Raw genomic sequence first — 23,331 nt, forward strand, 5'->3', positions numbered from 1 at the left:
TCAGTCTACGGACGACGGAGGGAGTGCCCGCATCCCCCGCGCCGAGGCCATGGCCCGGATCACGTTGCGCGCCTCACCCCGCCCGCCGCGCAGCGGGCTGAGCAGCACGACCGCCGCGGTGAGCAGCCAGGGCTTGAGCCGGACCAGCACGTTGCCGCCGTACCGCAGGTGCACCACGAACAGGTTGCGGTACATGTAGAAGCCCTTCCACCCGGCCAGGTCGTGCTGCTGGTCGAAGGAGAGCTGGCGGACCAGCACCGCGTCGCGGACCGCCCAGATCCGGTAGCCGGCCCGCCGGACGCGCAGGGCGTAGTCGACGTCGTCGTAGAAGATGAAGTACGACGGGTCGGGCAGGCCGACCCGCTCCACGACGTCGCGGCGCACCATGAACCCCTCGAACGCGACGTTCTCCACCTCGACCAGCGCGGGCATCCGCGCGCGCTCGCCGTACGCCGTCTCGACCATGGCGGTCTTGGGCCGCAGCGCGAGCGGGTTGTCGAGGTCGAAGCGGGTCGCGGCCTTCTCGACCAGGCGGCCCTCGAGGTCCTCGCGCACCGCCATCAGGCACGGCTCGTCGGTCGCCATCAGCACGCCCAGGCAGTCGGGCGCGGGCACGACGTCGTCGTCCATCAGCCAGATCCGGTCGAAGCCGCGCTCGTACGCCGTGCGCATGCCGAGGTGGAAGCCACCGGCGCCGCCGAGGTTCTCCGCGGTGCGGATCACCTGCAGCCCCGGCAGCGCGGCGTCGGCCAGCACCTGCGGGGTGTGGTCGGTGCTGGCGTTGTCGATCACGATGACCGCGTCGGGGGCGTGGTCGAGCGCGGCGAGCCCGCGGAGCATCCGGGCCAGCAGGTCGGCGCGGTTGTAGGTCACCACGACGACGGCGACGGTCTCGGCCCCGGTCACCGGAGGAACCGCCGGTGGCCGGTGAAGTCGCCGCGGAGGGCGGCGTACCAGGCCTGCACGCTGAGCCGCAGCCGCGCGGGCTGCGGGCGGGTGAGGGTGTAGAACCACAGCGTCTTGGCGACGAACGCGAGCGCGTGCGGCCAGCCGCGGTACTCGCGGAGGTTGAGCAGGTTGTTGCGGGCCATGCAGTAGTGCTTGAGGTCGCTCGGGCTGTGGTTGTACGTCGTGCGGCCGAACGCCATCGGGGTGCCGAGGTCGCCGACGCTCGGGTGCAGCACCCGGCTGCCCACGACGGTCGCGACCCGGCCGCCGGCGCGCTCGGCGCGGAGGCGGTACTCGTGGTCGTCGCCCCAGATGAAGAACTCCTCGCGCGGCAGCCCGATCCGCTCGACGAGCTCGCGGGTCACGAGCACCCCGTTGAACGGGATGACCACGTCGCGGATCAGCCCGTCGGTCGCGGCGGCCGCCACGTCGTCGAGGCGGTGCACCACGCGGGTGCCGCCCGGCAGCCGGATCGGGAAGACCAGGCGGTCCTGGTCGGCCTCGTCCACGACGACCGGCCCCCAGAAGTCGAGCTCGCCGCGATGCGCGAGCAGCAGGTCGAGGCAGCCGCGGTCCGGCAGCCCGTCGTCGTCCATCAGCCACACCAGGTCGGCGCCGCGCTCCACGGCCCAGGCGAGCCCGTCGTGGAAGCCGCCCGCGCCGCCGCGGTTCTCGGTCAGGGTCCGCGCCAGCACCGGGGTCATCGGCTTGTCGTCGCCGGCGTCCCGGTCACCCAGCCCGGCCAGCCACTCCCCCGTGCCGTCGGTCGAGGCATTGTCGACGACCAGCACCTCGGCCAGCCCGTCGACCTCGTCGAGCCGGGCCAGCAGCCGCTGCAGCAGCGGGAGCCGGTCGAAGGTCACCACCACCGCCACCACCCGGGGCCGGTCGCCCGCCTCATCGCTCACGCGCACACCCTAGAGACCCCGCCGGCGGTCGAGCGACGCCCGGTGGTCGAGCAGCGCCCGGTGGTCGAGCAGCGAGGAGCGCCAGCGACGAGCGGTGTCGAGACCCCCGCAACATCCGCGCCCACCCCGACCACCGCCGTACGTCGGCCCACCCGGTCTCGACAACGGTCAGGCGCTGCGCGCCTTCCCTGCTCGACCACCGGACTCGACCACCGGTCGAGCGGCGTCAGAGCCAGTTGGCGGGGTTCACCGCGGAGCCGTTGGCCAGGATCGTGAAGTGCAGGTGGCAGCCGGTCGACCAGCCGGTGGACCCGACGTACCCGACGACCTGGCCGCGCTGGACCCGCTGGCCCGGCGAGACCGTGTAGTGGGTCGCGTGGTTGTAGACGGCGGTGAGGAAGGTGCCGTTGGCGCGACCGACGTTGAGGTAGAGCCGGTTGCCGTAGACCGAGGAGAAGTACGACGACATCACGGTGCCGTCGGCGACCGCGCGGAGCGGGGTGCCGCAGCCGGCGCCGAAGTCGGTGCCGTCGTGCAGGCCCCAGTAGTGGTAGATCGGGTGCTCGCGGTAGCCGAACGGCGAGGTCACCGACGCGCCCGAGACCGGTGAGCTCAGGAAGCCGCCGCTGGCGCCCTGGTAGCCGCCACCGCGCTGGGCGGCGCGGCGGGCGGCGGCGAGGATCTGCTCCTTGATCCGCGCCTCGCGCTGGCGCAGCTGCTGCAGGGCGGCGCGGTCCGCGCGCCGCGCGTCCCAGGCGTCCACGCGGGCGGCGCGGGCGTCGACGTAGAGCCCGCTGACCCGGACCCTGGCCGCGGCGGCCTCCTCGTGCAGCCCCTGGACGACGACGAGCTGCTCGGCCGCGGCGGCCCGCTGCTCGGCCACCGCCTGCTGGGCCTCCTCGACCCGGGTCTCGCGGACCCGGAGCAGCACCTCGGTGGCGCGCAGCTCGTCGAGCTGGCCGTCCTCCTTGGCGATCATCGTGGTGTTGGCCTGCATCCGGCGCACCAGGTCGTTGGGGTCCTGCGCGTCCAGGATCGAGGACAGCGCGGTGAGCCGGGTGTCGCCCTGCTCGTAGATCGAGGTCACCCGGTCGACGAGCCGCTCGCGCTGGCCGGCGACGGCCTGCTGGCCGGCGACCAGGTCGGCGCGGGCCCGCTCCAGGCGGGCGACGGCCTCCTCGAGCTTGAGCTTCATCTCGGCGTCGTGCGCCTGGGCGGCCGCCAGCTTGGCGCGGGCCACGGCGAGCTCGCCCTTCGCGGCGCTCAGCGCCGACTTGGCGGCGTCGAGGCGGGCGGTCGCGCGGCGTACCTGCCCGCTGGAGTGCTCGAGGTCCTCCTGGGCGTGCTCGACCTGGCGCTCGACGTCGCGCTGCTCCTTCTTCAGGTCGTCGCCGTCGGCGGCCTGGGCGAGGGGAACTGCCACGACGCCACCGCCGAGCGCGCAGGCCAGAACGGCTGCGGCCAGGCGGGAGCGCGAGGCGCTGGGGAAGTAGCGCACCGGGTCTGCCTTCAAGTTGCGGGGAAGCGAGCAGCTCGAAGGTATCCCGCGGCGATCAGACTTTGAGGTATTTGCGCGTGAGCAGGAGTGTCGGCAGCAGCGTCAGCACCGGACCCAGGACGGCGACCACCGCGAGCGCGGTCCCGAACTCGCTCCAGCCGATCCACGGGATGAACTGCAGCGACTCGCCGAGCTGGTCGATGACGCCGAACTTCATCAGCGCGGTCAGCGCGCCGCCCGCCATCAGCACGCTCACCAGCGCGATCACGAGCGCCTCCAGGAGGAACGGCAGCGCGATGTAGAGCGTGGACGCCCCGACCAGCCGCATGATGCCGATCTCCTTGCGGCGCGCGAACGCCGCCAGCCGGATCGTGTTCGCGACCAGCATCAGCGCCGCGAGCACCAGGAACGCCGCGATGCCGAACGAGCCCACCTGCAGCACGTCCACGGTGTCGAAGATCGGTCGCACCAGGTCGCGCTGGTCGTTGATCGTGGAGACGCCGTCCAGCCCGCTCACGGCGCTGGTGATCCCCTCGTACTTCTGCGGGTCGACGAGCGTGACCCAGATCGACTGCGGCATGTCGTCGGCGGTGATCGCGGCGTCCGGTCCCTCGAACAGCTCCTCGTCGTAGAGCTGCTTGAGCTTCTCGAAGGCCTGCTCCTTGGTCTCGAAGCGGGAGTCCTCGACCTCGGGGTTGTCGTCGATGACCTCCTGGACCGCCGCGATCTGGGCGTCGGTGGCCTCGCCGGCGCACGACGGCTCGCTGTCGTTGTCACGGCACAGCGTGACGGCGATCTGGAGCTCGTTGCCGTAGTACTCCTCGGTCGCGCCGGCCTGCTCGTAGAGCAGCACGCCGAGGCCGACCAGGGTCAGCGAGACGAACATGGTCAGCACGACGGCGATGTGCATCGACAGGTTGCGACGCAGGCCCTGGCCGAGCTCGGTGAACACGTAGCGCAGCTGCATGGGGGTGGGAGAGCTCCTGGGAGAGGGAGGGGTACGGCGGGTGCGCCGCCCGGTCAGTGCTGGAAGCCGTAGACGCCCTGCGCCTGGTCGCGCACGACCCGGCCGTGGTCGAGCTCGATGACGCGCTTGCGCATCTGGTCGACGATCCCGTGGTCGTGGGTGGCCATGACGACGGTGGTGCCCGTGCGGTTGATCCGGTCGAGCAGCTTCATGATCCCGACCGAGGTCGACGGGTCGAGGTTGCCGGTGGGCTCGTCGGCGATCAGGATCATCGGCCGGTTCACGAACGCCCGGGCGATCGCGACCCGCTGCTGCTCGCCGCCCGACAGCTCGTCGGGCATCCGGTCGCCCTTGCCGTCGAGGCCGACCAGCTCCAGGGTCTCGGGCACCAGGCTGCGGATGTCGGAGCGCGACCGGCCGATCACCTGCAGCGCGAACGCGACGTTCTCGCTCACGGTCTTGTTGGGCAGCAGCCGGAAGTCCTGGAAGACGGTGCCGATCTGGCGGCGCAGGCGGGGCACCTTCCAGGCGGCCAGCCGGTTGATCTCCTTGCCGGCGACGTAGACGCGGCCCGAGGTCGGGCGGGTCTCGCGCAGCACCAGGCGCAGGGCGGTGGACTTGCCCGACCCCGACGTGCCGACCAGGAAGACGAACTCGCCCTTGTCGACGTCCACGGACACCTGGTCGAGCGCGGGGCTCGCGGTGCCGGGGTAGGTCTTGGTGACCTTCTCGAAGCGAATCACGGGAACGACGGTACGCGAGCCGCCCGGGGGCCCGGCAAACCCGCCCCTGCCTAGGGTGTGCGCGTGCCTCCCGTCCTCCGCGCCCTCGTCGGCGCCGCCGCGGCCACCGCGCTGGTCGTCGCGGTGGGCACCCTGGGCTCCGGTCCGGCCGCGGAGGACGACGCCGCCGCTCCCCCGGCGCCGGTCCCCACCAGCACCCCGCTGGCGGAGCTGGACACCGACGCGCTCGCCGTGCGCCGGGCGGGGTTCTGCGCCGCGGTCGCCCCCGAGCGGGTCGCCGAGGCGCTCGGGGCGGAGCCGAGCCGCGCCGCGGCGTACGACGACGGCGACCGGGTCGCCCTGGGCGCCGGCGTCACCGACGTCGCGCACGAGCACGGCTGCGCCTGGACCGCCGCCGACGGCACCGTGGCCCGCGGCTGGGTCTTCGCTCCCCCGGTGACCCCGGGACAGGCCCGCGAGCTGGCCCGCGACGCGCTGCGCGCCGACGGCTGCGCACGGCTCCCCGACGCGGCCTCCTTCGGTACGCCGTCGGCCGGCGTCCTGTGCGAGGCCGGGCGCTCGCGCGAGGCGGCGTACGGCGGGCTGTGGGGCGACGCGTGGCTCTCCTGCTCGCTGCGGGTCCCGGCGTCCTCCGACACCACCCCGGGCCGGCTCGCCGACCGCACGAGCCGCTGGTGCGCGAGCGTCCTGGTGGCCGCCGCCACCGACGCCAGCACCCCCGGCGAGTAGCGCAGACGAGGCCGACCGGGGCTACGCGCCGCCGTCGCTGGTCGAGCCCCGGCTCCGCAGGAGGTCCTGAAGCGCCATCGCGTCGTGGGGGGCGAACCCCTTCGCGTCGTTGTCGAAGTAGACGACCACCTGCTCGCCACCCACGGTCCCGCCGTCCTCCGCCCAGGCCCGGCACTTGTCGGCCCACCGGCGGAGGGCGGCGTCGCCGTACCCGCTCGTGTAGAGCTCGGTGTCGCCGTGCAGCCGCACGTAGACCAGGTCGCTGGTCACCGCCTCGGCCATCGGGAAGCGCCGCGCGGTGTCGGCGATCACGCAGCCCACGTCGTGCTCCCGCATCAGGGCGAACGCCGCGTCGGTGCACCAGGTCTCGCTGCGGAACTCCAGCGCGTGCCGCACCGGCCGGTCCAGCTCGGCCTCCTCGGCCACGGTGAGCGCGCGGTCCTCGGGCACCTTGGCGTCGTGCCGCCGCGCGATCGCCGCGACCTCGCGGTGGGTGCGCGGCAGCATCGCGAAGAAGTCGCGCGCCACGGCCTCGTCGTACGCCAGGTTCTCCGGCAGCTGCCACAGCAGCGGGCCGAGCTTGGGCCCGAGCGCGAGGACGCCGCTGGCCAGGAAGTTCGCCAGCGGCGTCTCGACGTCGCGCAGCCGCTTCATGTGCGTGATGAACCGGCCGCCCTTGACCGCGAACACGAAGTCGTCGGGGGTCTCCGCCCGCCACCGCGCGTAGGACGTGGGGCGCTGCAGGGAGTAGAAGGAGCCGTTGATCTCGACCGACCCGAGCCGCTCCGCGGCGTACGCCAGCTCGCGCTTCTGGACCAGCCCCTGCGGGTAGAAGTCGCCGCGCCATCCGGCGTACGTCCAGCCGGAGATGCCCACCCGGATCTCACCCATGGGCAGCGGGTACCCAGCGCCGGGCCGGTTGTCGGCTAGTTCTCGGCGGCCTTCTCGATGCCCCGGCGCCAGCGGATGCCGGCCTCGAGGAACCCGTCGAGGTCGCCGTCGAAGACCGAGCTGGGGTTGCCGGCCTCGAAGCCGGTGCGCAGGTCCTTGACGACCTGGTAGGGGTTCAGCACGTAGTTGCGCATCTGGTCGCCCCACGACGCCTGGACGTCGCCGCGCATCTCGTCGAGGTGCGCCTTCTCCTCGGCCTTCTTCCGCGCGAGCAGCTTGGCCTTGAGCACCACCATCGCGCTGGCCTTGTTCTGCAGCTGGCTCTTCTCGTTCTGGCAGCTGACCACCGTGCCGGTGGGGATGTGCGTGAGCCGGACCGCGGAGTCGGTGGTGTTGACCGACTGGCCGCCCGGGCCGCCGGAGCGGTAGACGTCGACGCGGATCTCCTCGTCGGGGACGTCGATCTCGTCGGTCTGCTCGAGCACCGGGACCACCTCGACGGCGGCGAACGACGTCTGCCGGCGGCCCTGGTTGTCGAACGGGCTGATCCGCACCAGCCGGTGGGTGCCGGCCTCGACGCTCAGCGTGCCGTAGGCGTACGGCGCGTGCACCGCGAAGGTCGCCGACTTCAGGCCGGCCTCCTCGGCGTAGGAGGTGTCGAAGACCTCGACGGGGTACTTGTGCTGCTCGGCCCAGCGCGTGTACATCCGCATCAGCATCTCGGCGAAGTCGGCGGCGTCCACCCCGCCGGCGCCGGAGCGGATCGTGATCAGCGCCTCGCGGGCGTCGTACTCACCGGAGAGCAGGGTGCGGACCTCGAGGCCCTCGACCGCCTTCTTGATCTTCACCAGCTCGCGCTCGGCGTCCGCCAGGGTGTCGGCGTCGCCCTCCTCGGTGCCGAGCTCGACCATCAGGCCGAGGTCCTCGATCCGGGTGGAGAGCTCGGCGAACCGGTCGACCTGGCCCTGCAGGTCGGAGAGCCGACCGGTCACGCGGGTCGCGTTGGCCTGGTCGTCCCACAGGTCGGGCGCGGCCACCTGCTCGCCGAGGTCCGCGATCTCCCGGCGCATGCCGTCGATGTCGAGCACCTGCTCGATCGTGCGCATGGTCGCTTGGAGCTGCTTGATCTCGACGTCGTAATCAGTGCCTGCCACAAGGACCAAGGTTACGGGCCGGGGCGCGACGGTGTCGAAAGGGAGGGACGCACGCTGGTCCAGACCACCAGGGGGTGGCGTTTCCGCCCGGCGGCCGGGCGGTATCGACTGGGGTACCCCGTGCTCGAGCAGACGGGTCGGAAGGCAACGCCGGGGGGATCCGGCCCAGCTCAGGAGTCGTCACCATGCGTTCCACCATGCACCGCGCGCCCAGCCGGGTCTTCTGGCCCGTCGTCGCGCTCGGCGTCGCCCTCCTGGTGGCGGGCCTCCTCGCGTGGGCCGTCCAGGCCGCCGAGCCCGACTCGCCGCGAACCGTGACGGACACGAGCCCCTCCACGACCACGACCGCGCCGCCCAGCGCGACGGTCGCCGGCACCGTGCTGCGGCAGGTCGCCGCGTCCTGGAAGCCCGGCACGCCCGACCAGGTGCGGATCCCGTCCCTCGGCGTGGTCGCGCCGGTCATCCCGATCACCACGCAGGGCAACACCCTCGTCCCGCCGAACGACCCCCAGCAGCTCGGCTGGTGGTCCGCGGGCGCGATGCCGGGGGCGAAGACCGGCAGCGCCCTGGTCACGGGCCACACCGTGCACACCGGCGGCGGCGCGCTCGACGACCTGGAGACCCTCGAGGCGGGCGACGAGGTCGTCGTACGCACCGGTCACGAGCAGCGGATCCAGTACGTCGTGCAGCGGGTCCGGGTGTTCAGCAAGGGCTCGGTGGCCCAGGAGGCCGAGCGCCTGTTCAGCCAGGAGGTGCCCGGCCGGCTGGTGCTGATCACCTGCGAGGACTGGGACGGGAGCCGCTACCTCAGCAACGTCGTGGTGGTCGCCGAGCCGGTGGGCTGAGCGGGTGGCTCAGGCCCGGCGGCCGAAGACCTGCGCGACGAACCACTGGCCGCTGTCGCTGCGGCGGGCCGCGATCCCCATCAGCCGGTAGTCCTTCTTGAGGATGTTCGCGCGGTGGCCGGGGGACGCCATCCACGCGTCCACGACGGCGGTGCCGCTCGAGAACCCGTAGGCGACGTTCTCGCCCGCCGTGGAGAGCCGGCAGCGCCGCAGGACCGGGCCGAGGTCCTGGTGGAACATCGACTCGCGCCGGGCCATCGCGCCCGCCTGCTTGTTGGCCATCCGCTGCAGGCAGCGGATCCGGCCGAGGGGCTTGAGGCCGCGGACCGTGCGCACCACGTTGGTCGCGGCGTGCGCGGTCTGGGCGTAGAGCACCTTCGACGCTCGTCGCTCGCCGGTCGGGGCATCGCTCGCCGACGAGGCCGAGGGCACGAGGGCACCCAGGGTCAGGACCAGGAAGGCGGCCACCGCCGCTCGCATGAACCACATCACGCCAGGGAGTACGGCGGGAGCTGAGGTTCCTAGAGGAATTCTGCAGGTTCTTCGCAGGATCTTCACAAAGCCCGGTCCCCGGACCGCTGGATACCACTCAGTCGACAGTCGACACCGCGGAGCCCGTGGCGCTGACCGTGGTGTCGGCAGGCGAGCCGGGGAACCTGAGGGGAAGGTCGAGCGGCGCGCTGATCCGAACCGTCACCGACTCGGCGCCGTCGACCGCGACCGTGAAGGTGAGGCCGGGGTAGCTGCGGTGCGCCCCGACCCGGCGCAGGTAGTCGCCCACCGCGGCGCGGACCGCGGGCTCGGTCAGCGCCAGCCGCTCCTCGGGCAGCCCGCCGGTGTAGACGTCCTCCCCCGTCGCCCCCAGGTCGGCGCCGTGCAGGGCCGCCCCGTCGGCGAGGGTGTCCAGCCCAGAGCGCTGGAGGTACGCCGCGGACGCGTCGACCACGACCGCGATCACCATGGCGATGACGCCGGCGAACCCGATGATCAGCAGGCTGACCTGGCCTTGTTCGTCGCGACCTCTCCGCATGCTCACCCGACCTCCTGGTACTGCCCGATCGGCACCGCGTGCGTGGCGTCCAGCGCGAACGCGGGTCGTCCGCCGCCCAGGACGTCCGGGATCAGCAGGTCGACCCGCGACCGGACGCGGACGGTGATCACCGAGGTGCCGCTGTGGCAGTCCCGGGGGTACGGCGCGCAGGTCACCGTCACCTGCACCGGCGCGTCGGGCAGCCCCTGGTCGACCAGCGCCTGGCGGGCCGCGGCTTCGGCCTGTGCCTGCCCGGCGGCGTCGGTCGGGGCGAGCGCGTAGGCCCGGCCGGCGGCCCGCGCGGCCGAGCTCACGCCGTACGCCCCGGACTGGACCTCGAAGACCGACAGCACGATCCACAGCAGCGGCACCAGCAGCAGGATCCCGAGCCAGACCAGCTCGATCAGCGCCGTGCCCGCCTCGTCGCGCCGCGGCGTACGCCGGCGGGTCACGGCTGCTCCTCGATCGCGTGGCCGGTGACCTCGAGCTCGACGCCGGGACCGCCGAGCCCCAGCGCCGGCACCGTGGCCCGCACCGTCACCACCACCGCGGGCCGGCCTCCCACGGACGTGCGCCCGACGGAGATGTCGCGGGCGAATCGGCCCGCCACCGCCTCGTCGATCTGCCGCCGGGTGAGCGCCTCACCCTCGCCCGGACCGCGGTCGGCCGTCGCGGCGTACCGGGCCCCCTCGGCCGCCGCGGCCGCGAGGGTGTTGCGCACGTGCATCACCAGCGCGACCTGGATGATCCCGAGGACGAGCGGCACCAGCACCACGAGGACCAGGACGAGGTCGACGACCGCGGCGGCCCGCTCGTCGCGGCGTCGCGGGCCGCTCACCGCACCGAGCTGAGCGCCTCGTCCAGCATGCTCTTGAGCTGAGGTCGCGCCGCGGCGGTCAGCACGGCCACCAGGCTCGCGGTCATCACCACGATCATCACCCAGCCGGGCACGTCGCCGCGCTCGTCGCGGTCGTCGCGGCGCCGGGGCGCGGTGAGCACCAGGACGACGAGCGCCTGGGCCCGGAGGAGGGAGAGGAGGAGTCGGTGCATGGCGGGGTCCGTTCTGTCGGCGCTGCGGGGGTCAGGGGGCGGTGAGGGAGAGCCCGAGCACGCCGGGCCAGAAGGCGAAGAGCACGGTCACCGGCAGCACGAGGAAGACCACCGGGACCATCATCAGGACCTCCTTGCGGGCGGCGACCTCGATGAGCTCGCGGCGTCCGGCCTCGCGGACGTCGGCGGCCTGGGCGTGCAGCACGTCGGCGAGCGGGGTGCCGCGCTCGACGGCGACCGCGATGCCCTGCGCGAACCGGGCGACGAGCGGCACGCCGGTGGTGGCGGCGAGCCGGTCGAAGGCGCTGGAGACCGGCTCGCCGGTGCGGACGGCCGCCAGCACCCGGGCCAGGTCGTCGGAGAGATCACCGCCGCTGCGTCGTACGACGCGGTCGAGGGCGGCGGCGGGTCCCTCGCCGGCGGCCACGGCGAGCGCGAGCAGCTCGGCGATGGTCGGGAACTCCGCGAGGACCCGGCGCTCGCGCGCGGTCACCTGGGCGGAGAGGTGCTGGTCCCGCGCGAGCACGCCGACCACGAAGCCGGCGACGCAGAGCACCAGCCCGAGCGCGACGCCGCCGGGGTCGGTGAGCGCCTTCACCAGCGCGTACGCCGCGGCGACGCCGAAGCCGGCCAGGCCCCACTGCACCTGCTCCACGCGGAAGTCGTGGACGGTCGCGTCGATGCCGGCGCGCTCGAGCCGGCGGCGGACGGAGGCGGCCCCGCCGAGCGTGCGCTCGACGAGCTCGGCCGCGGACCTCAGCACCGGGCCGAAGACCCCGACGGCGGCCGGGGTCGAGGAGGCGACGCGCGGGGCGAGCCGCTCCACCTGCGGCAGGTCACGGACGTAGGGAAGGACGCGCACGGCGATCGGCGTACGCCGCAGCGCGAGCGCCCGGGCGACGACCAGGACCAGGCCGGAGCCCAGCAGCCCGCCCAGCACCGCGCCCCAGGCCGCGGGCGTCACGACAGGATCCGCCGTTCGACCGGGAGCCGTCCGAACCGCACCATCAGCCGGTAGGCGACCAGGCAGGTGGCCGCCCCGAAGCCCAGCACGAAGACCCCGGTGGTCGAGCCGTAGCGCTGGATCACCTCGGGCTGGAAGGACATCATCAGCAGCACCAGCCACGGCGCGGCGACCGCGAGCCGGGCGCCGTTGACGGTCCAGGACTGGCGCGACTCGAGCTCGGAGCGGGTGCGGGCCTCGTCGCGCAGGTAGCCCGACAGGTTCCGCAGCAGCCGGCCCAGCTCGCCGCCGCCGACCTCGCGGGCGATCCGCAGCCCTTCGACGACGCGGTCGCCGACCGGGTCGGCGAGCCGGTCCTTGAGCCGGTCGAGGCACTCCCCGAAGCGGCCGGTGACCTGGTAGTCGAGGGCGAACTGGTCGAAGGCGGGCTGGAGCGGCTCGGGCCCGCGGGTGCCGAGCGCGGCGAGGGCGTCGGGCAGCGACATGCCGGCACGCACGGCTGACGCGAGGTTGTCCACGGCCTCCGGCCACACCTCGGCGAGCTCGCGCTGCCGCTGCCGGGCTCGGCCTGCGACCACGGCGAGCGGGAGGTAGCCGGCCGCGAGCGCGAAGACCACCGCGACCGGCGCCGTTCGAGAGACGACCTGCACCACCAGTCCCGCGGCCGCGGCGCAGGCGACGCACAGCAGCACGAACCCGGACGCCGAGACCTCGGCGAGCCCGGCGCGGATGAGCAGGTCGGAGGTACGCCGCGCGCCCCGGTCGCGGGTCGGGCGGGGCAGCGCGAACGCCGACCAGACCAGCATCAGCCCGATGCCGACCCCCAGCCCGACCAGCGCGCCCATCAGCCGACGTCCTCCGCGGTCTCGGAGAGGAGCCGGTGCACGTCGATGCCGGCGCGCTCGTAGAGCTCGACCCGCGGCGGCATCCCCCGGGTGCGGCGCAGTTCCCCGCCCCGGCGCTCGAAGAGCGGCTCGGCCTCGATGATGTCGTTCTCGACCCGCCCCGGCACGCCCACGACCTCGTTGACCCGGCGTACGCCGTGCTGGTCGATGCCGAGGTGGACGACCAGGTCGACCGAGGCCGCGACCGTGGGAACGACGAACCTGGCCGAGATGTTCTCCCCCGCCAGCAGCGGCAGCGTGCACATCTTCACCAGCGCCTCGCGCGCGCTGTTGGCGTGGATCGTGCACATGCCCGGCAACCCCGCGTTGAGCGCCAGCAGCAGGTCGAGGCACTCCTCGGCTCGCACCTCGCCCACGATGATCCGGCTCGGCCGCATCCGCAGGCTCTCCTTGACCAGCTCGCGCAGCCGGATCTCCCCCGTGCCCTCGAGCCCGGCCTGCCGGGTCTGCATCGGCACCCAGTCAGGGTGGGGGAAGCGCAATTCGAAGACCTCCTCGGCGGAGACCACCCGGTCACCGCCGGGGATCGCCGCCGCGAGGCAGTTCAACATCGTTGTCTTCCCAGCCTGCGTCGCGCCCGCGACCAGGATGTTGAGCCCGGCCCGCACCGACGCCTCCAGGAACGCCGCGGCCCGCGGGCTCAGGCTGCCGAGCTCGACCAGGTCGCTGACCCGGGTCGCGCGCAGCACGAACTTGCGGATGTTGACCGCCGAGAAACCGCGGCTGATGCCCTGCAGCACCACGTGCAGCCGGTGCCCGTCGGGCAGCATCGCGTCCACGAACGGCTGGGAGAGGTCGATCCGCCGCCCGCTCGACTTCAGCATCCGCTCCACGAGCTCGTCGACCTGCGCAGCACTCAGCATCAGGTTGGTCAGCTCGTGCCGCCCGTGACGCGCCACGAACACCCGCGACGGGTCGTTCACCCAGATCTCCTCGACCGCCGGGTCGTCGAGGAACGGCTGCAACGGGCCGTAGCCCGAGACCCGCGCCACCAGCTCGCCCACCACCGCGCCCGCGTCGGGCACCGGCAGCACCGCACCGGTCAGGCTGCGCTCGTCGTGGTCGCGCACCACCGACTCCGCGATCCGACGTACCACCAGGGCATCGCGCTGCGGGTCGATCCCCTCGCGGCGCACCCGCTCGCGCACGTGCTCGTCGAGCTGGTCGACCAGCCCCCCGCGCGCATCGGCGTGCGTCATCGCCATCACGGACCCCGTTTCGCCGAGTCAGGTTCCCGGGACCGAAACTAGGTCAGCCCCACCACCATCCGCCATGCCCTCCGGCGAATCTGTGGACAGAACGGACTAGTGGGACAGATGAGAACCCGAGGAGGCCCGCGGACCCCGGGGACGCCTCACCAACCGGCCATGTGCACGATGCCGCGGCCCACCAGGAAGAGCCCCACCGCGGCCAGCAGCAGCTCCGTCACCAGCTGGCCGCGCGTGTCGATGAAGTCGGCCAGCGCCTGCAGACCGCGGCGCGTGGGGTCGGGCGCCACCAGGGTCATCGCGAGGGGGAGCCACGCCGGCAACGCTGCCACGACCACCACGATGCAGAGCACGATCAGGCGTCCGGCGACGTCGAGATCACTGGCGCCGATCTCCTTGGCCACGGGGACCATGAGCGCCAACGTCGTGAAGTTCGTCGCCATCGAGAACACGCCGAAGCCCACCGCGTGGCTCGGATTGAGCCCGCGGTCGCGCGACTTCTCGGGCTTCGGGGTACGCGGCCGGCGGTGCCGCAGCACGGCAGCGATGAGGACGAGGAGGGAGCCGAGGACGACGTCGAGGGAGGCGCTGAGCCTGGGCTCCTCGGGGAGGGCGATGGAACCGCCGAAGAGCACCAGGACCGACAGGAGCACGAGCAGCGTTCCGCCGACCCCGATGGCGTAGCCCCCCGCGACGCGGCGTCCGTCGCGCCCAGCCAGCAGGACGGTCTGCTCAGTGAGCATGACCGGGCTGATGGCGCCCGCGAAGGCCAGCGGGATCACGACCGCCAGGACACTGACCATGAAGCGGAGCGTAACGGCGGCGCGTCGTGCGTGAGCTCGGCCGCCGCGCAGGCGCTCACCAGTCCGGGCGCTGGGTGACCCGGATCGAGCTCACCATCGGCTTGCCGGCGTGCCGCGGCCGCAGGAACGTGATGACCAGCGGGCCCGACTTGTGGTTGACCTCGAGCGACCTGACCACGGCACGCCGCTGCCCGGAGCGGGCGGCATCGACCTTGCGCAGCACGGCCTTCCCGTCCACGCGGACGTCGAAGACCCGGCGTCCCTTCCGGGCTCCGGCGATCTCGGCGAAGCCGAGCTCGACCTGGTACCTCCCGGCGGGCGCATCGGCGAAGGTGTAGGTGAACGACTTGCGCCGGGCGGTGCGCGCGGACCGGAAGAGCCGGTCCTCGGTGGTGCCGCCGATGGCCTTCGTGGTCGTGACCACCTTCGTCTCGCCGCGGAAGCCCCACTGACCGGGGCGGAACCGACGGTCGCCGCTCCAGGCGAAGCCGGACCCGTCGCGGTGGCCCTTGCCGCCCGCGTTCACACCGACCCGGTACGCCGACCGGGCCACGGTGACCGGCACGAGCTGGGTCGAGGCGCGTCCCGAGGAGGTGCGGACGACGATGTTGCCCGCGAGCATGCCCGCGCGGGCGCCGGCTCCGCGCACGCCCACGGTGAAGGTGCGGGAGTCCCCCGCCGGGATGGTCGCGGTGCCGGTGGGCACGGTGAGCCAGGGCAGGTCGGTGGTGACGGCGTCGTCGACGTCGAGGAAGTGGACGGCGCTCGCGCCCGGGTCGGCCATCCACAGCCGGCCGGCCGGGTCGATCTCCAGGCCGCCGGGCCACCCGATGCTGTCGGGCACGCTGGCGGTCGACACCGTCTCGCAGGTGAGCGGCGAGACCTCCTGCAGCTGGTTGTAGCGCGGCGCACGGGCGCCCGGGTGGTCCTGCCGGACACCGGCCTCCCACACCATGCCGGTGGAGGGGTTGTACGCCAGCCCGCGGCTGTCCTGGGTCGCCAGGGAGCAGCTGCGCACCAGCCGACCCGGCGACGGGTGGGTCGTGCCGTTCACGGTGAACAGGTAGCCGTTGCCGCTGAGGTAGAAGACGTCGTCCTGCTCGTTGTAGGCCAGGCCACCCGGGCTGACGGCTGCCCAGCTGCCGTCGAGGGCGTAGCGCTCGACGCCGTCGGTGCGCGAGTAGCAGCGCAGCTCGCCGCGTCCGTCTGCGTGGATCGCCTCGCACAGGCTTCCCGTGGTGCTGTCGTAGGCGAGGTCACCGACGAACAACAGCCCGTGGGTGCGGTCCCACTCCGCGACGATCTCCTGGCGGAGCGTGCCGTCGAACCCGTAGCGGGCGACGCGCTCGCCGTAGAGCTCGTTGGTCCACAGCGACGTGCCGTCGTAGGCGACGCCGGCGTTGCTGTCGTACGCCGTCTTGAAGGTCGACAGCACCCGGGTACGCCGCATGGCCGGCGGGGCCGCGTCGTCGGCCCGCACCGCGACCGAGGAGCGAGGCACGGCACGCGCCGCCCCGGTGGCCCGGTCGACGGCCGCGTCGCGACGGGTCTCGGCGAACGAGACCGTCATCGGCACCGTGCCCGTGTTGGACACGGTGACCTTCCCGGTGCTGGTGTCCCGCGGTCCGAGCAACCAGCTCGTCCTGGCGGCCTTCACCTTCGCGGCGCTGGTGGCCAGGTCAGCCGCGACGTCCTCGACCTCGGCCTCGCTGCCGAGCGTGACCGTGGTGGCCGAGCTCGTGTAGTCCTGCGCCGCGGCGGTGACCGTGTAGGCACCGAGCGGGAGCTGGACGGTGACCTCGCCGGCGGCATCCGTGGTGGCCGTGGTGGGGGCCCCGGTCTCGGGCGTCAGCGTCACCCGCGCCCCGGTGATCGCCTGGTCGTCGTTGGCGTCGCTCACCGACACGTGCACGAAGCCGGTCGGCTCACCGTCGAGCACCAGGCCGCGATCCTCGTCGGCGACGTCGGCGTGGTCGCCGTACTCGATCGTCGTGAGGTTCTGTCCGGGGTCGGGGAAGGACTGGAAGCCGATGCTGGCCGAGCTCCCGCCGCGGACCGGGTCGGCGCCCACGCCGGCGCCCCAGCCGATGATCGCGTCGCCGCCGCCGGTCAGGGTGACCGAGAAGTCCACCGACCCCGGCGTGCTCGTCCCCGGGTCGTCGACGGGGGTGAAGGACGCGTCGCGCCACTCGATCACGTACGCCGGCTCGCCGTCGACGGTCGTGGTGCCGGTGTAGACGGCCGCGGTCTGCAGGTCGTCGAAGAACGGCATCACGGCCGCGGACAGCCGCGAGTCGGGCATCCCCCAGTTGTCGGTGACGGGCTGGTCGCGCGGGTCCGGCTGGCCCGGGTCGAAGCGCAGGAAGCCCTTCGGGGAGATCTCGATGCTCTGCACCGGCCGTCCGAACCACACGAACGGGAACGGGAGCTTCCTGGTCAGGTGCGCACCGGCCGTGAACTCGTTCCTCTCGGTCCCCGGACGGAAGCCCCCGACGACCCGCCGGCAGCCGGCGTACCCCGTCGAGGCCTGGACGCGCTGCACCGGGGCGAGCGTCTCGTCACCGTCGACCACCACCTCCAGGGCCACCGGCTGGCCGCAGACCGAGCCGGGCACGCGGAGCGTGTAGGTGCCCTCCGGCACGTCGCTGAAGGTGAAGCCGCCGTCGGCACCGGTGGTCACCGGCGCGACGTCGGAGCCGAGGGTGACCCGGGTCTCGATCACCGGGAAGCCGCCGGGCTGGGTGAGCGTCCCGCTGACGCGGTGGCGCGGCGCGGTCATGAGGGTGGTGACACCGAGGGAGGCGGTGCCGCCGCCCTCGGGCACGACCACGGTGCGGGTCGACGCCCGGTGGCCGAACGCCGAGATCCGCACCGTGTAGGAGCCCGGGACGAGCGGGAGGGAGAAGCTGCCGTCGGCCCCGGTGGCGGCCGAGCGCTCGCCGTCGCCGGACGCCGTGACGACGGCGCCCGACAGGGGCTGCCCGTCGGCGTCGGCCACCGACCCGGTGAGGGTGCCGAAGACCGTGGGCGCCGCGTCCAGCAGGGCCGCGGCGTCGAGGGTGCCCTCGCCCCACGAGGAGTTGTCGGCCGCAGTCCCACCGCAGGTCGTGTCGTCGACGTCGTGGGCGGTGCGGTCGAGCAGTCGCTCGGTGCCGGCGACGTCGCCGATCAGCTCGGGCCGGGCGCTCCACAGCAGCGCGACCGAGCCCGCCACGTGCGGCGCGGCCATCGACGTGCCGTCGTTGGGACCGTAGGTCCCACCGGGCAGTGCCGAGACGACACCCACGCCGGGCGCGGTGATGTTGGGCTTGGCCAGGCCGTCCTGGCCGGGGCCGCGCGAGGAGAAGAACGCGAGGTCACCGGTGTGCCCGTAGGCGCCGACCGAGTACCCCGTGGTGCGGCCGCCAGGTGCGGCCGCGGTGCCGCAGGAGGGTCCGGAGTTGCCGATGGACCACGAGCTGAAGATGCCGGCGGCGTCCCAGGCGTCGATCACCTCGTCGTAGAACGGGTTCCCCGAGCTGCCGGGGTCGCTGCCCCACGAGTTGTTGATGATGTGGGGACGCCGGCCGGGGTCGGCGCCCGTGCCGTCGGTGCGGGTGGGTGCGAGCAGCCACTGGGCCGAGCTCAGCAGGTCCTCGTCGGTGCAGGTGCCGAAGGCGCAGCCGTTGACGCCGATCCAGGTGGCGCCGGGGGCGACCCCGATCCGGTGCTCCGGGGCCGAGCCGAGCATGGTGCCCATCGTGTGGGTGCCGTGGCCGTCGGCGTCGCACGGGTCGGTCGTGGGGCAGACGCCGGCGACGTCGTACCAGCTGTAGTCGTTGTCGAGGCTGCCGTCGGCCTTCAGACCTCGGTAGCGGTCGCGCAGGGCCGGGTGGGTGACGTCGATCCCGCTGTCGAGGTTGGCCACCGTGATGCCGCGGCCGTCGACGCCGTCGGCCCACGCCTGGTCGGCGTGCACGGCCTGGATGCCCCACGGGACCACGCCGTCGTCGGCCCGGGAGCCGCTCTCCGCCACCGGCGGCTCCTGCTCCCACGACGTCGTCGGGCGGATCTGGACGACCTCGGACTCCCGGGCCAGCGTCGTCGCGAGGGACAGGGTGCCGCGGTGCACCAGGATCGCGTCGGAGATCCAGTACGCCGTGTAGTCGACGCCCCGGGCGTCGAGCTCGGCGCGCACGTCACGCTGGCTGCTCCGGGCCGCAGCGCGGAGGGCGTCGTGGACGGCGTGGCCGCGCTCCTCCCAGCTGTCGGCAGCCGCCAGCCCGGTCAGGCCGCTGCCGTCGAAGCGCACCCAGTAGTCCGCGCGGGTACCGCCCGCCAGCTCGCGTCGTACGCCCGCGGTCAGCTTGGCGGCGGGGCGCTCGGGCTCCGAGACCGCAGGTGCCTTGCCCGACGGCGATGCCGTCGCCGGGGACGGCGCGACCGCCAGGCTCGCCGCGGCCAGGGCGAGCGAGACGCCCGCGATCGCGACGCTGCGGAAGGGACGGATCGGCATGGGAAGGCTCCTGCGAGTCTGGTGGTGAGGGTGGCTACTTGACCCGGATCGACGCCGAGTCGGCGCCGGCCAGCACCGCGCTCGAGCCGGCGTAGCGGGCGGTCACCTTGACCTTGCCCTTCGCCACCTTGGCCAGGGTGAAGGTCGCCTTGCCCTGGCGCAGCGTCACCGTGCGGGTGCGCTGGCCGACCTTGACCTTGACCTGGCCGGTCGCCGTCACCGTCGAACGGACGACGACGCTGACCTTGAGCTTGCCCGCGGCGGGCGCGCCGAGCTTGAGCCGCACGGAGGCCGCGGCCTTCGTCGCCGTCACCGGTGCGGAGCTGTGGGAGGCAGGGTTCCAGGCGGCGCCACCGGCGGTCTCGATGACGCCGATCTGCTTGCCGGCGTCCGCCGCGCGCAGCGTGAAGGTCCTGCCGTCCGCCCCGGGGACGGGCTTGCCGCCCGAGGTCCACCGGTAGCTCAGGGCCACGCCGTCGGTGCTGCTCCAGGTGCCCGGCTTCACGGTCAGCGTCTTGCCGACCACCGGCACGCCCCCGATCCGGGGCTCGGCCTGACTGGTCACGGTGCCCCGCTGGACCATGATCGAGTCGGTGAAGGCCATCGCCCAGAGGTAGTCCGGCGCGGAGAGGGTCACGCCCAGGTAGATGTCGCTGCCGACGTCGCGCGGCTTCACCTGGTAGGTCCGGGCGGTCGCGCCGGCGACGGGCTCGCCGCCGACGTACCACTGGAACTCGGGAACCGCGGTTGCGATGTCCCAGGTGCCCGGATCCGCGGTCAGGACGGCACCGGGCACCGGGTCGCCCGTGACGGACGGCAAGGTCAGGTAGGTGATGCTGCCTTCCTCGATGGTCTTGCCCGCCGAGGTCACCGGCTCGCTCATCGCGCCGTCCTTGCTGGCGGTGACCGTGAGCGTCAACGTCTTGCGGAGGTCGTCGATGGTGGGCGTGTAGCTGTCGCCGACACCGACGGCGGCGCCGCCGACCCGCCACTCGTAGGAGAACTCGGCCCCCTCGGTGTCCCAGGTCCCGGGGTCGGCCGTGACGGTGTCGCCGACTGCGTAGATCCAGCCGTACGTGCCGATGATCGACGGCGGCGTGAGGTTGACCGGGGCGGCGGCCGCGACCACGTCCGCCCGGTCGACGGTCGCCGCGGACGCGGAGGTCATCGCGATGCCGGGGGCGATCACACAGCTGGCAGCCAGCACGGCGGTGGCCGTTCGGCGACGGAGCTTCTTGGTGTCCACGGTGTTCCAATCGTCGGTAGGGCCGGGGGCTCATGGGTCGGCTCCCACACCGACGACTCTGGCGGCGCGAGGATCACAGCGTCGGGCCGGCAGATCGTGCGCAGCAAGCCTTGTGCGGCTGCCGATACACGCCGTTGCGCAAGTGCGCAGCGAGGCCGCTCGATAGAGTCCGACCTGTCGGCTGGGCCGCCGCGACTCCCCACGAGACGCCGGCCGCGACGTGATGGAGGAGGACGATGACGGCGCCCGACTGGTGGCAGGAGGTCGGCCTGCCGCCGGCGGCCGGCCGGGTGCTGCAGCACCTCGTCACCCATCCCGAGTCGACGGCCGCAGCGATCGCCGACGAGCTCGGGCTCACCGCGTCCACCGTCGAGCGGATGCTGCGCGCCTTGGTGGAGGAGCTGCTCGTCGTTCGCGTCGGACGGCGGCCGACGCGCTGGAGTGCCAGCCCGCCGCGCTCGGCCATGGACGCGCTGCTGCAACGCCGACGGGCGCAGCTGGCCAACGTCGAGCTCCAGGCCGAGCGGCTGCAGGAGGAGTACGCCGCGCACCTCGACCGGCGCTTCGCCAGCGACCAGTTCGAGGTGCTCGACACGCCGCAGCGGGTGACCGCGCGCTACGAGCACCTGCTCCGCTCGGCTCAGCGCGAGATCCTCCACCTGGTGATGCCCCCCTCGGTCGCGACGAGCGCCCATCCCGAGCGGATGGCCGCCCAGGCTGACGCGGCGGCGCGCGGGGTGCGGTTCCGCGCGGTGTACGACGCCTCGACCTTCGACGAGGAGCTCTCGCTGCGGACCGCGCGCGACGGGCTGGCGTTCGGCGGCGAGGTGCGGCTCAGCAGGGAGCTGCCGATGAAGCTGGTGCTCTTCGACGATGCGGCCGCGATCATGGCGATCACGCCGGCCGACCCGGCCGCCGGCTCGCTCGTCGTCTACAGCCCGCCACTGCTGCGGGTGCTCAAGGCGCTCTTCGACGAGCTGTGGGAGCACGCCGCCCCGTGGTCGACCGAGCCCACGGCGTCACAGCCGCCCCCCGACCGGCTCGCGATCGACCCGCGCTCGGCGCGGGTGCTCCAGTTCATGGCTCTCGGCATGAAGGACGACGCCATCGCCCGGGTGCTCGGGGTGAGCCGTCGTACCGTGCAGCAGATCGTCAGCGACGTCGGCACCCGGCTCGGCGCCCGCACCCGCTTCCAGATCGCGCTCCAGGCGCAGGCGGCCGGGTGGCTGGGCGAGGAGTGATCAGGCCACCGCCTCGGTGAACATCGGGGCCACGCTGACGCCGCTGTTCTCGAGGTAGGTGAGCAGGGTGCGGAAGCGGGCCTCGGTCCACGCCGTGTGGTCGGCGTCGTCGTTGATCTTGTGGAAGCACAGGACGAACCACTCGTGGTTGGCGACCGCCGCATCGACGAGGCCGGTCACCTCGCGGTCGTCCTGGGTGTCGTACACCGAGACAGCGTTGATCCGGTACTCGTTGAGGTAGCCCTGCCCGTTGCCGTTGGGGTTGATGGTGCGGGCCGACGAGAAGTAGCGGCGGACGATGCGCCGGACCTGGTCGTTGTTGCCGCCGTTCGGGTAGGCGAAGTGCTCCGCGCCCCGGTAGCCGTGGCTGGCGAGGTACTCGTAGGAGCGGCTGACAGCGTTCTCGGCCTCGGCCGCCGACAGGGTGGTGAGGTTGGTCGCCCCGTGCCCACCGATCAGCCAGCCTCGATCGTGGAGGTCGTCGACCTGTGCCTGCGTCATGTAGCCGCTCGTGCCCAGCAGCTCGGGGATGATGAAGGTGTTCCCGACGTACCCGAACTCGTCCATGATCGTCGCCGCGCTGTAGTTGCTGGCGTAGCCGTCGTCGAACGTGATGCTGACCTTGCCCGCCGCACCGTCAGGGTGTGCCGTGAGGTGGTTGAACCAGATCGTCGGCGTGGTGTCGACCTTGCTCCAGCCGAGGAACGACACCATGTTGATGTTGTCCCACGCCGGGGCCCCCTGCACGCGGAACGAGCTGCGCGGGACGCTCAGCTCCATCCACTCGTTGTTGACCCACTCGGTGGAGGCGAAAGCGTCCTTGACGCTGAAGTAGAAGAAGTCGTTGTTGTGGGTCGTGTGCAGCCGGACCTGGGCGGTGGCCGTCCAGTCGGTGCACTTGACCCACAGCTTGAAGGTCCGGTGGGACAGGTCGAGGCGGTCGACCTCCTTCAGCATCATCGACTGTCCGGTGTCGTTGGGCCTCACGGTCATCACGACCGAGCCCCTGCCGGCCTTCTTCTCGGTCAGGGTGTGGCCGACCGTGCCCTGCCCGTACCAATCCGTGAAGCCGGAGCTGGTGTCGGTGACGAGCCCGCTGCTCCTCTTGGGCGCGGCGACAGTGATGCCGCCCCGTCGCCCCGATGGCCTCGCCACGTCGATCACGTCGCCGCCGATGACGAGCTCGCCGCCCTCGTTGAGGGAGGCGAACGTGGCCCGGAGGGCGTCCTCGTCGAGGAAGCCCGGAAGGGTGGCGAACGCGGTCTCGCCGTCGCCGACCTTGAGCAGGCCGGTGTCGGTGACGTACCCGGGCTCACCGAGCGCGAGCACCGGGTTGGCGCTCGCCCACTGAGCTGCCGTGCCTCGCCGCAGCTTGATCGTGGTCATGTCGCTCGCCTTCTAGGGGGTGCCGCCGTCGATGGTGTCCTCCGCGGCCTCTGCCGGTGCCGCCGTCACAGCGACGCTCGCAGCGGTGCCGGCGAGGAGCAGCCCCAGCAACCCGCGCCGACTGCGCGTCTCCTCGTCCGCGCTCACGGGGTGCCGCCGTCGATGACGTCGGGAAGCACGGCGGCGTCGCCAGGTGGGCCCTGGGGACCTGGTGATCCCACGGGCCCCGGCGCGCCGTCGATCCCGGGCGCTCCAGATGCGCCGGGGGCGCCGGGTGCGCCAGAAGGACCTGGGAGACCCCGTGGCCCCTGCGGGCCGGT

The 23,331-nt window shown here is 73.0% G+C and carries 22 protein-coding genes; 3 read left to right on the top strand and 19 right to left on the bottom strand.

The features are described 5' to 3' along the window. The 5 genes from H4O22_RS14220 to ftsE all read right to left on the bottom strand — a co-directional run bounded on the left by H4O22_RS14220 (nt 1) and on the right by ftsE (nt 5,064). The gene (locus tag H4O22_RS14220) at nt 1-906 is read right to left on the bottom strand and encodes a glycosyltransferase family 2 protein (RefSeq protein ID WP_182524034.1); all 906 of its coding nucleotides are present in this window, start codon (nt 904-906) and stop codon (nt 1-3) included. After that, complete coding sequence (locus H4O22_RS14225; protein WP_182524035.1) at nt 903-1,856, bottom strand: glycosyltransferase family 2 protein; 954 nt, start codon at nt 1,854-1,856, stop codon at nt 903-905. The genes H4O22_RS14220 and H4O22_RS14225 overlap by 4 nt, the downstream gene beginning before the upstream one ends. A 226-nt stretch (nt 1,857-2,082) precedes the next feature. Next, entirely contained in the window at nt 2,083-3,354 is a 1,272-nt protein-coding gene (locus H4O22_RS14230; RefSeq protein WP_182524036.1) for a M23 family metallopeptidase, read from the bottom strand. 55 nt (nt 3,355-3,409) lie between these two features. Next, nucleotides 3,410-4,321: a permease-like cell division protein FtsX gene (ftsX, locus tag H4O22_RS14235; RefSeq protein ID WP_182524037.1), complete on the bottom strand. Its 912-nt coding sequence runs from the start codon at nt 4,319-4,321 to the stop codon at nt 3,410-3,412. Between the two features lie 53 nt (nt 4,322-4,374). Beyond that, a complete protein-coding gene (ftsE, locus tag H4O22_RS14240; RefSeq protein WP_182524038.1) occupies nt 4,375-5,064 on the bottom strand; it encodes a cell division ATP-binding protein FtsE in 690 nt (229 codons plus the stop codon). A gap of 63 nt (nt 5,065-5,127) precedes the next feature. Here ftsE and H4O22_RS14245 point away from each other — a divergent pair, with 63 nt between their 5' ends. Further along, the gene (locus tag H4O22_RS14245) at nt 5,128-5,793 is read left to right on the top strand and encodes a hypothetical protein (RefSeq protein WP_182524039.1); all 666 of its coding nucleotides are present in this window, start codon (nt 5,128-5,130) and stop codon (nt 5,791-5,793) included. Nucleotides 5,794-5,814: 21 nt separating this feature from the next. On the opposite strand, the gene H4O22_RS14250 is transcribed toward H4O22_RS14245, so the two are convergent. Further along, nucleotides 5,815-6,684, bottom strand: coding sequence for a DUF72 domain-containing protein (locus H4O22_RS14250; protein ID WP_182524040.1), 870 nt, complete (start codon nt 6,682-6,684; stop codon nt 5,815-5,817). 35 nt (nt 6,685-6,719) lie between these two features. After that, nucleotides 6,720-7,838, bottom strand: coding sequence for a peptide chain release factor 2 (gene prfB / locus H4O22_RS14255; RefSeq protein WP_182524041.1), 1,119 nt, complete (start codon nt 7,836-7,838; stop codon nt 6,720-6,722). Nucleotides 7,839-8,023: 185 nt separating this feature from the next. Between prfB and H4O22_RS14260 the strand changes: the two genes are divergently transcribed. Continuing rightward, nucleotides 8,024-8,683, top strand: coding sequence for a class F sortase (locus tag H4O22_RS14260; protein WP_227465451.1), 660 nt, complete (start codon nt 8,024-8,026; stop codon nt 8,681-8,683). 9 nt (nt 8,684-8,692) lie between these two features. On the opposite strand, the gene H4O22_RS14265 is transcribed toward H4O22_RS14260, so the two are convergent. The 11 genes from H4O22_RS14265 to H4O22_RS14315 form a co-directional block, all read right to left on the bottom strand. Continuing rightward, complete coding sequence (locus tag H4O22_RS14265; RefSeq protein ID WP_182524042.1) at nt 8,693-9,172, bottom strand: CAP domain-containing protein; 480 nt, start codon at nt 9,170-9,172, stop codon at nt 8,693-8,695. 100 nt (nt 9,173-9,272) lie between these two features. Next, nucleotides 9,273-9,713 carry a pilus assembly protein TadG-related protein gene (locus tag H4O22_RS14270; RefSeq protein WP_182527149.1) on the bottom strand — a complete coding sequence of 147 codons (441 nt, stop codon included), beginning with the start codon at nt 9,711-9,713 and terminating at the stop codon, nt 9,273-9,275. A 2-nt stretch (nt 9,714-9,715) separates the two neighbouring features. Continuing rightward, complete coding sequence (locus H4O22_RS14275; RefSeq protein WP_182524043.1) at nt 9,716-10,165, bottom strand: hypothetical protein; 450 nt, start codon at nt 10,163-10,165, stop codon at nt 9,716-9,718. Next, entirely contained in the window at nt 10,162-10,551 is a 390-nt protein-coding gene (locus H4O22_RS14280) for a TadE/TadG family type IV pilus assembly protein (protein ID WP_182524044.1), read from the bottom strand. The genes H4O22_RS14275 and H4O22_RS14280 overlap by 4 nt, the downstream gene beginning before the upstream one ends. After that, a complete protein-coding gene (locus tag H4O22_RS14285) occupies nt 10,548-10,763 on the bottom strand; it encodes a hypothetical protein (protein WP_182527256.1) in 216 nt (71 codons plus the stop codon). The genes H4O22_RS14280 and H4O22_RS14285 overlap by 4 nt, the downstream gene beginning before the upstream one ends. A gap of 31 nt (nt 10,764-10,794) precedes the next feature. Further along, nucleotides 10,795-11,727, bottom strand: coding sequence for a type II secretion system F family protein (locus tag H4O22_RS14290; RefSeq protein WP_182524045.1), 933 nt, complete (start codon nt 11,725-11,727; stop codon nt 10,795-10,797). Further along, nucleotides 11,724-12,572, bottom strand: coding sequence for a type II secretion system F family protein (locus H4O22_RS14295; RefSeq protein WP_182524046.1), 849 nt, complete (start codon nt 12,570-12,572; stop codon nt 11,724-11,726). Before H4O22_RS14295 ends, H4O22_RS14290 begins: the two co-directional genes overlap by 4 nt. Continuing rightward, nucleotides 12,572-13,831 (bottom strand): TadA family conjugal transfer-associated ATPase, encoded by a 1,260-nt coding sequence (locus H4O22_RS14300; protein WP_227465450.1) that lies wholly within the window; start codon nt 13,829-13,831, stop codon nt 12,572-12,574. Before H4O22_RS14300 ends, H4O22_RS14295 begins: the two co-directional genes overlap by 1 nt. Nucleotides 13,832-13,986: 155 nt before the next feature. Continuing rightward, complete coding sequence (locus H4O22_RS14305) at nt 13,987-14,643, bottom strand: GAP family protein (protein ID WP_182524048.1); 657 nt, start codon at nt 14,641-14,643, stop codon at nt 13,987-13,989. Between the two features lie 55 nt (nt 14,644-14,698). Beyond that, nucleotides 14,699-19,138, bottom strand: coding sequence for a S8 family serine peptidase (locus H4O22_RS14310; protein WP_182524049.1), 4,440 nt, complete (start codon nt 19,136-19,138; stop codon nt 14,699-14,701). A gap of 34 nt (nt 19,139-19,172) precedes the next feature. Then, nucleotides 19,173-20,384: an Ig-like domain repeat protein gene (locus H4O22_RS14315; protein WP_182524050.1), complete on the bottom strand. Its 1,212-nt coding sequence runs from the start codon at nt 20,382-20,384 to the stop codon at nt 19,173-19,175. A 236-nt stretch (nt 20,385-20,620) separates the two neighbouring features. Here H4O22_RS14315 and H4O22_RS14320 point away from each other — a divergent pair, with 236 nt between their 5' ends. After that, nucleotides 20,621-21,625 carry a helix-turn-helix domain-containing protein gene (locus H4O22_RS14320; RefSeq protein WP_182524051.1) on the top strand — a complete coding sequence of 335 codons (1,005 nt, stop codon included), beginning with the start codon at nt 20,621-20,623 and terminating at the stop codon, nt 21,623-21,625. On the opposite strand, the gene H4O22_RS14325 is transcribed toward H4O22_RS14320, so the two are convergent. Beyond that, nucleotides 21,626-23,011: a hyaluronate lyase N-terminal domain-containing protein gene (locus tag H4O22_RS14325; protein WP_182524052.1), complete on the bottom strand. Its 1,386-nt coding sequence runs from the start codon at nt 23,009-23,011 to the stop codon at nt 21,626-21,628. Between the last annotated feature and the right edge of the window lie 320 nt (nt 23,012-23,331).

This window comes from Nocardioides dongkuii, assembly GCF_014127485.1.
In the GTDB taxonomy this organism is placed as follows: Bacteria; Actinomycetota; Actinomycetes; order Propionibacteriales; family Nocardioidaceae; genus Nocardioides; species Nocardioides dongkuii.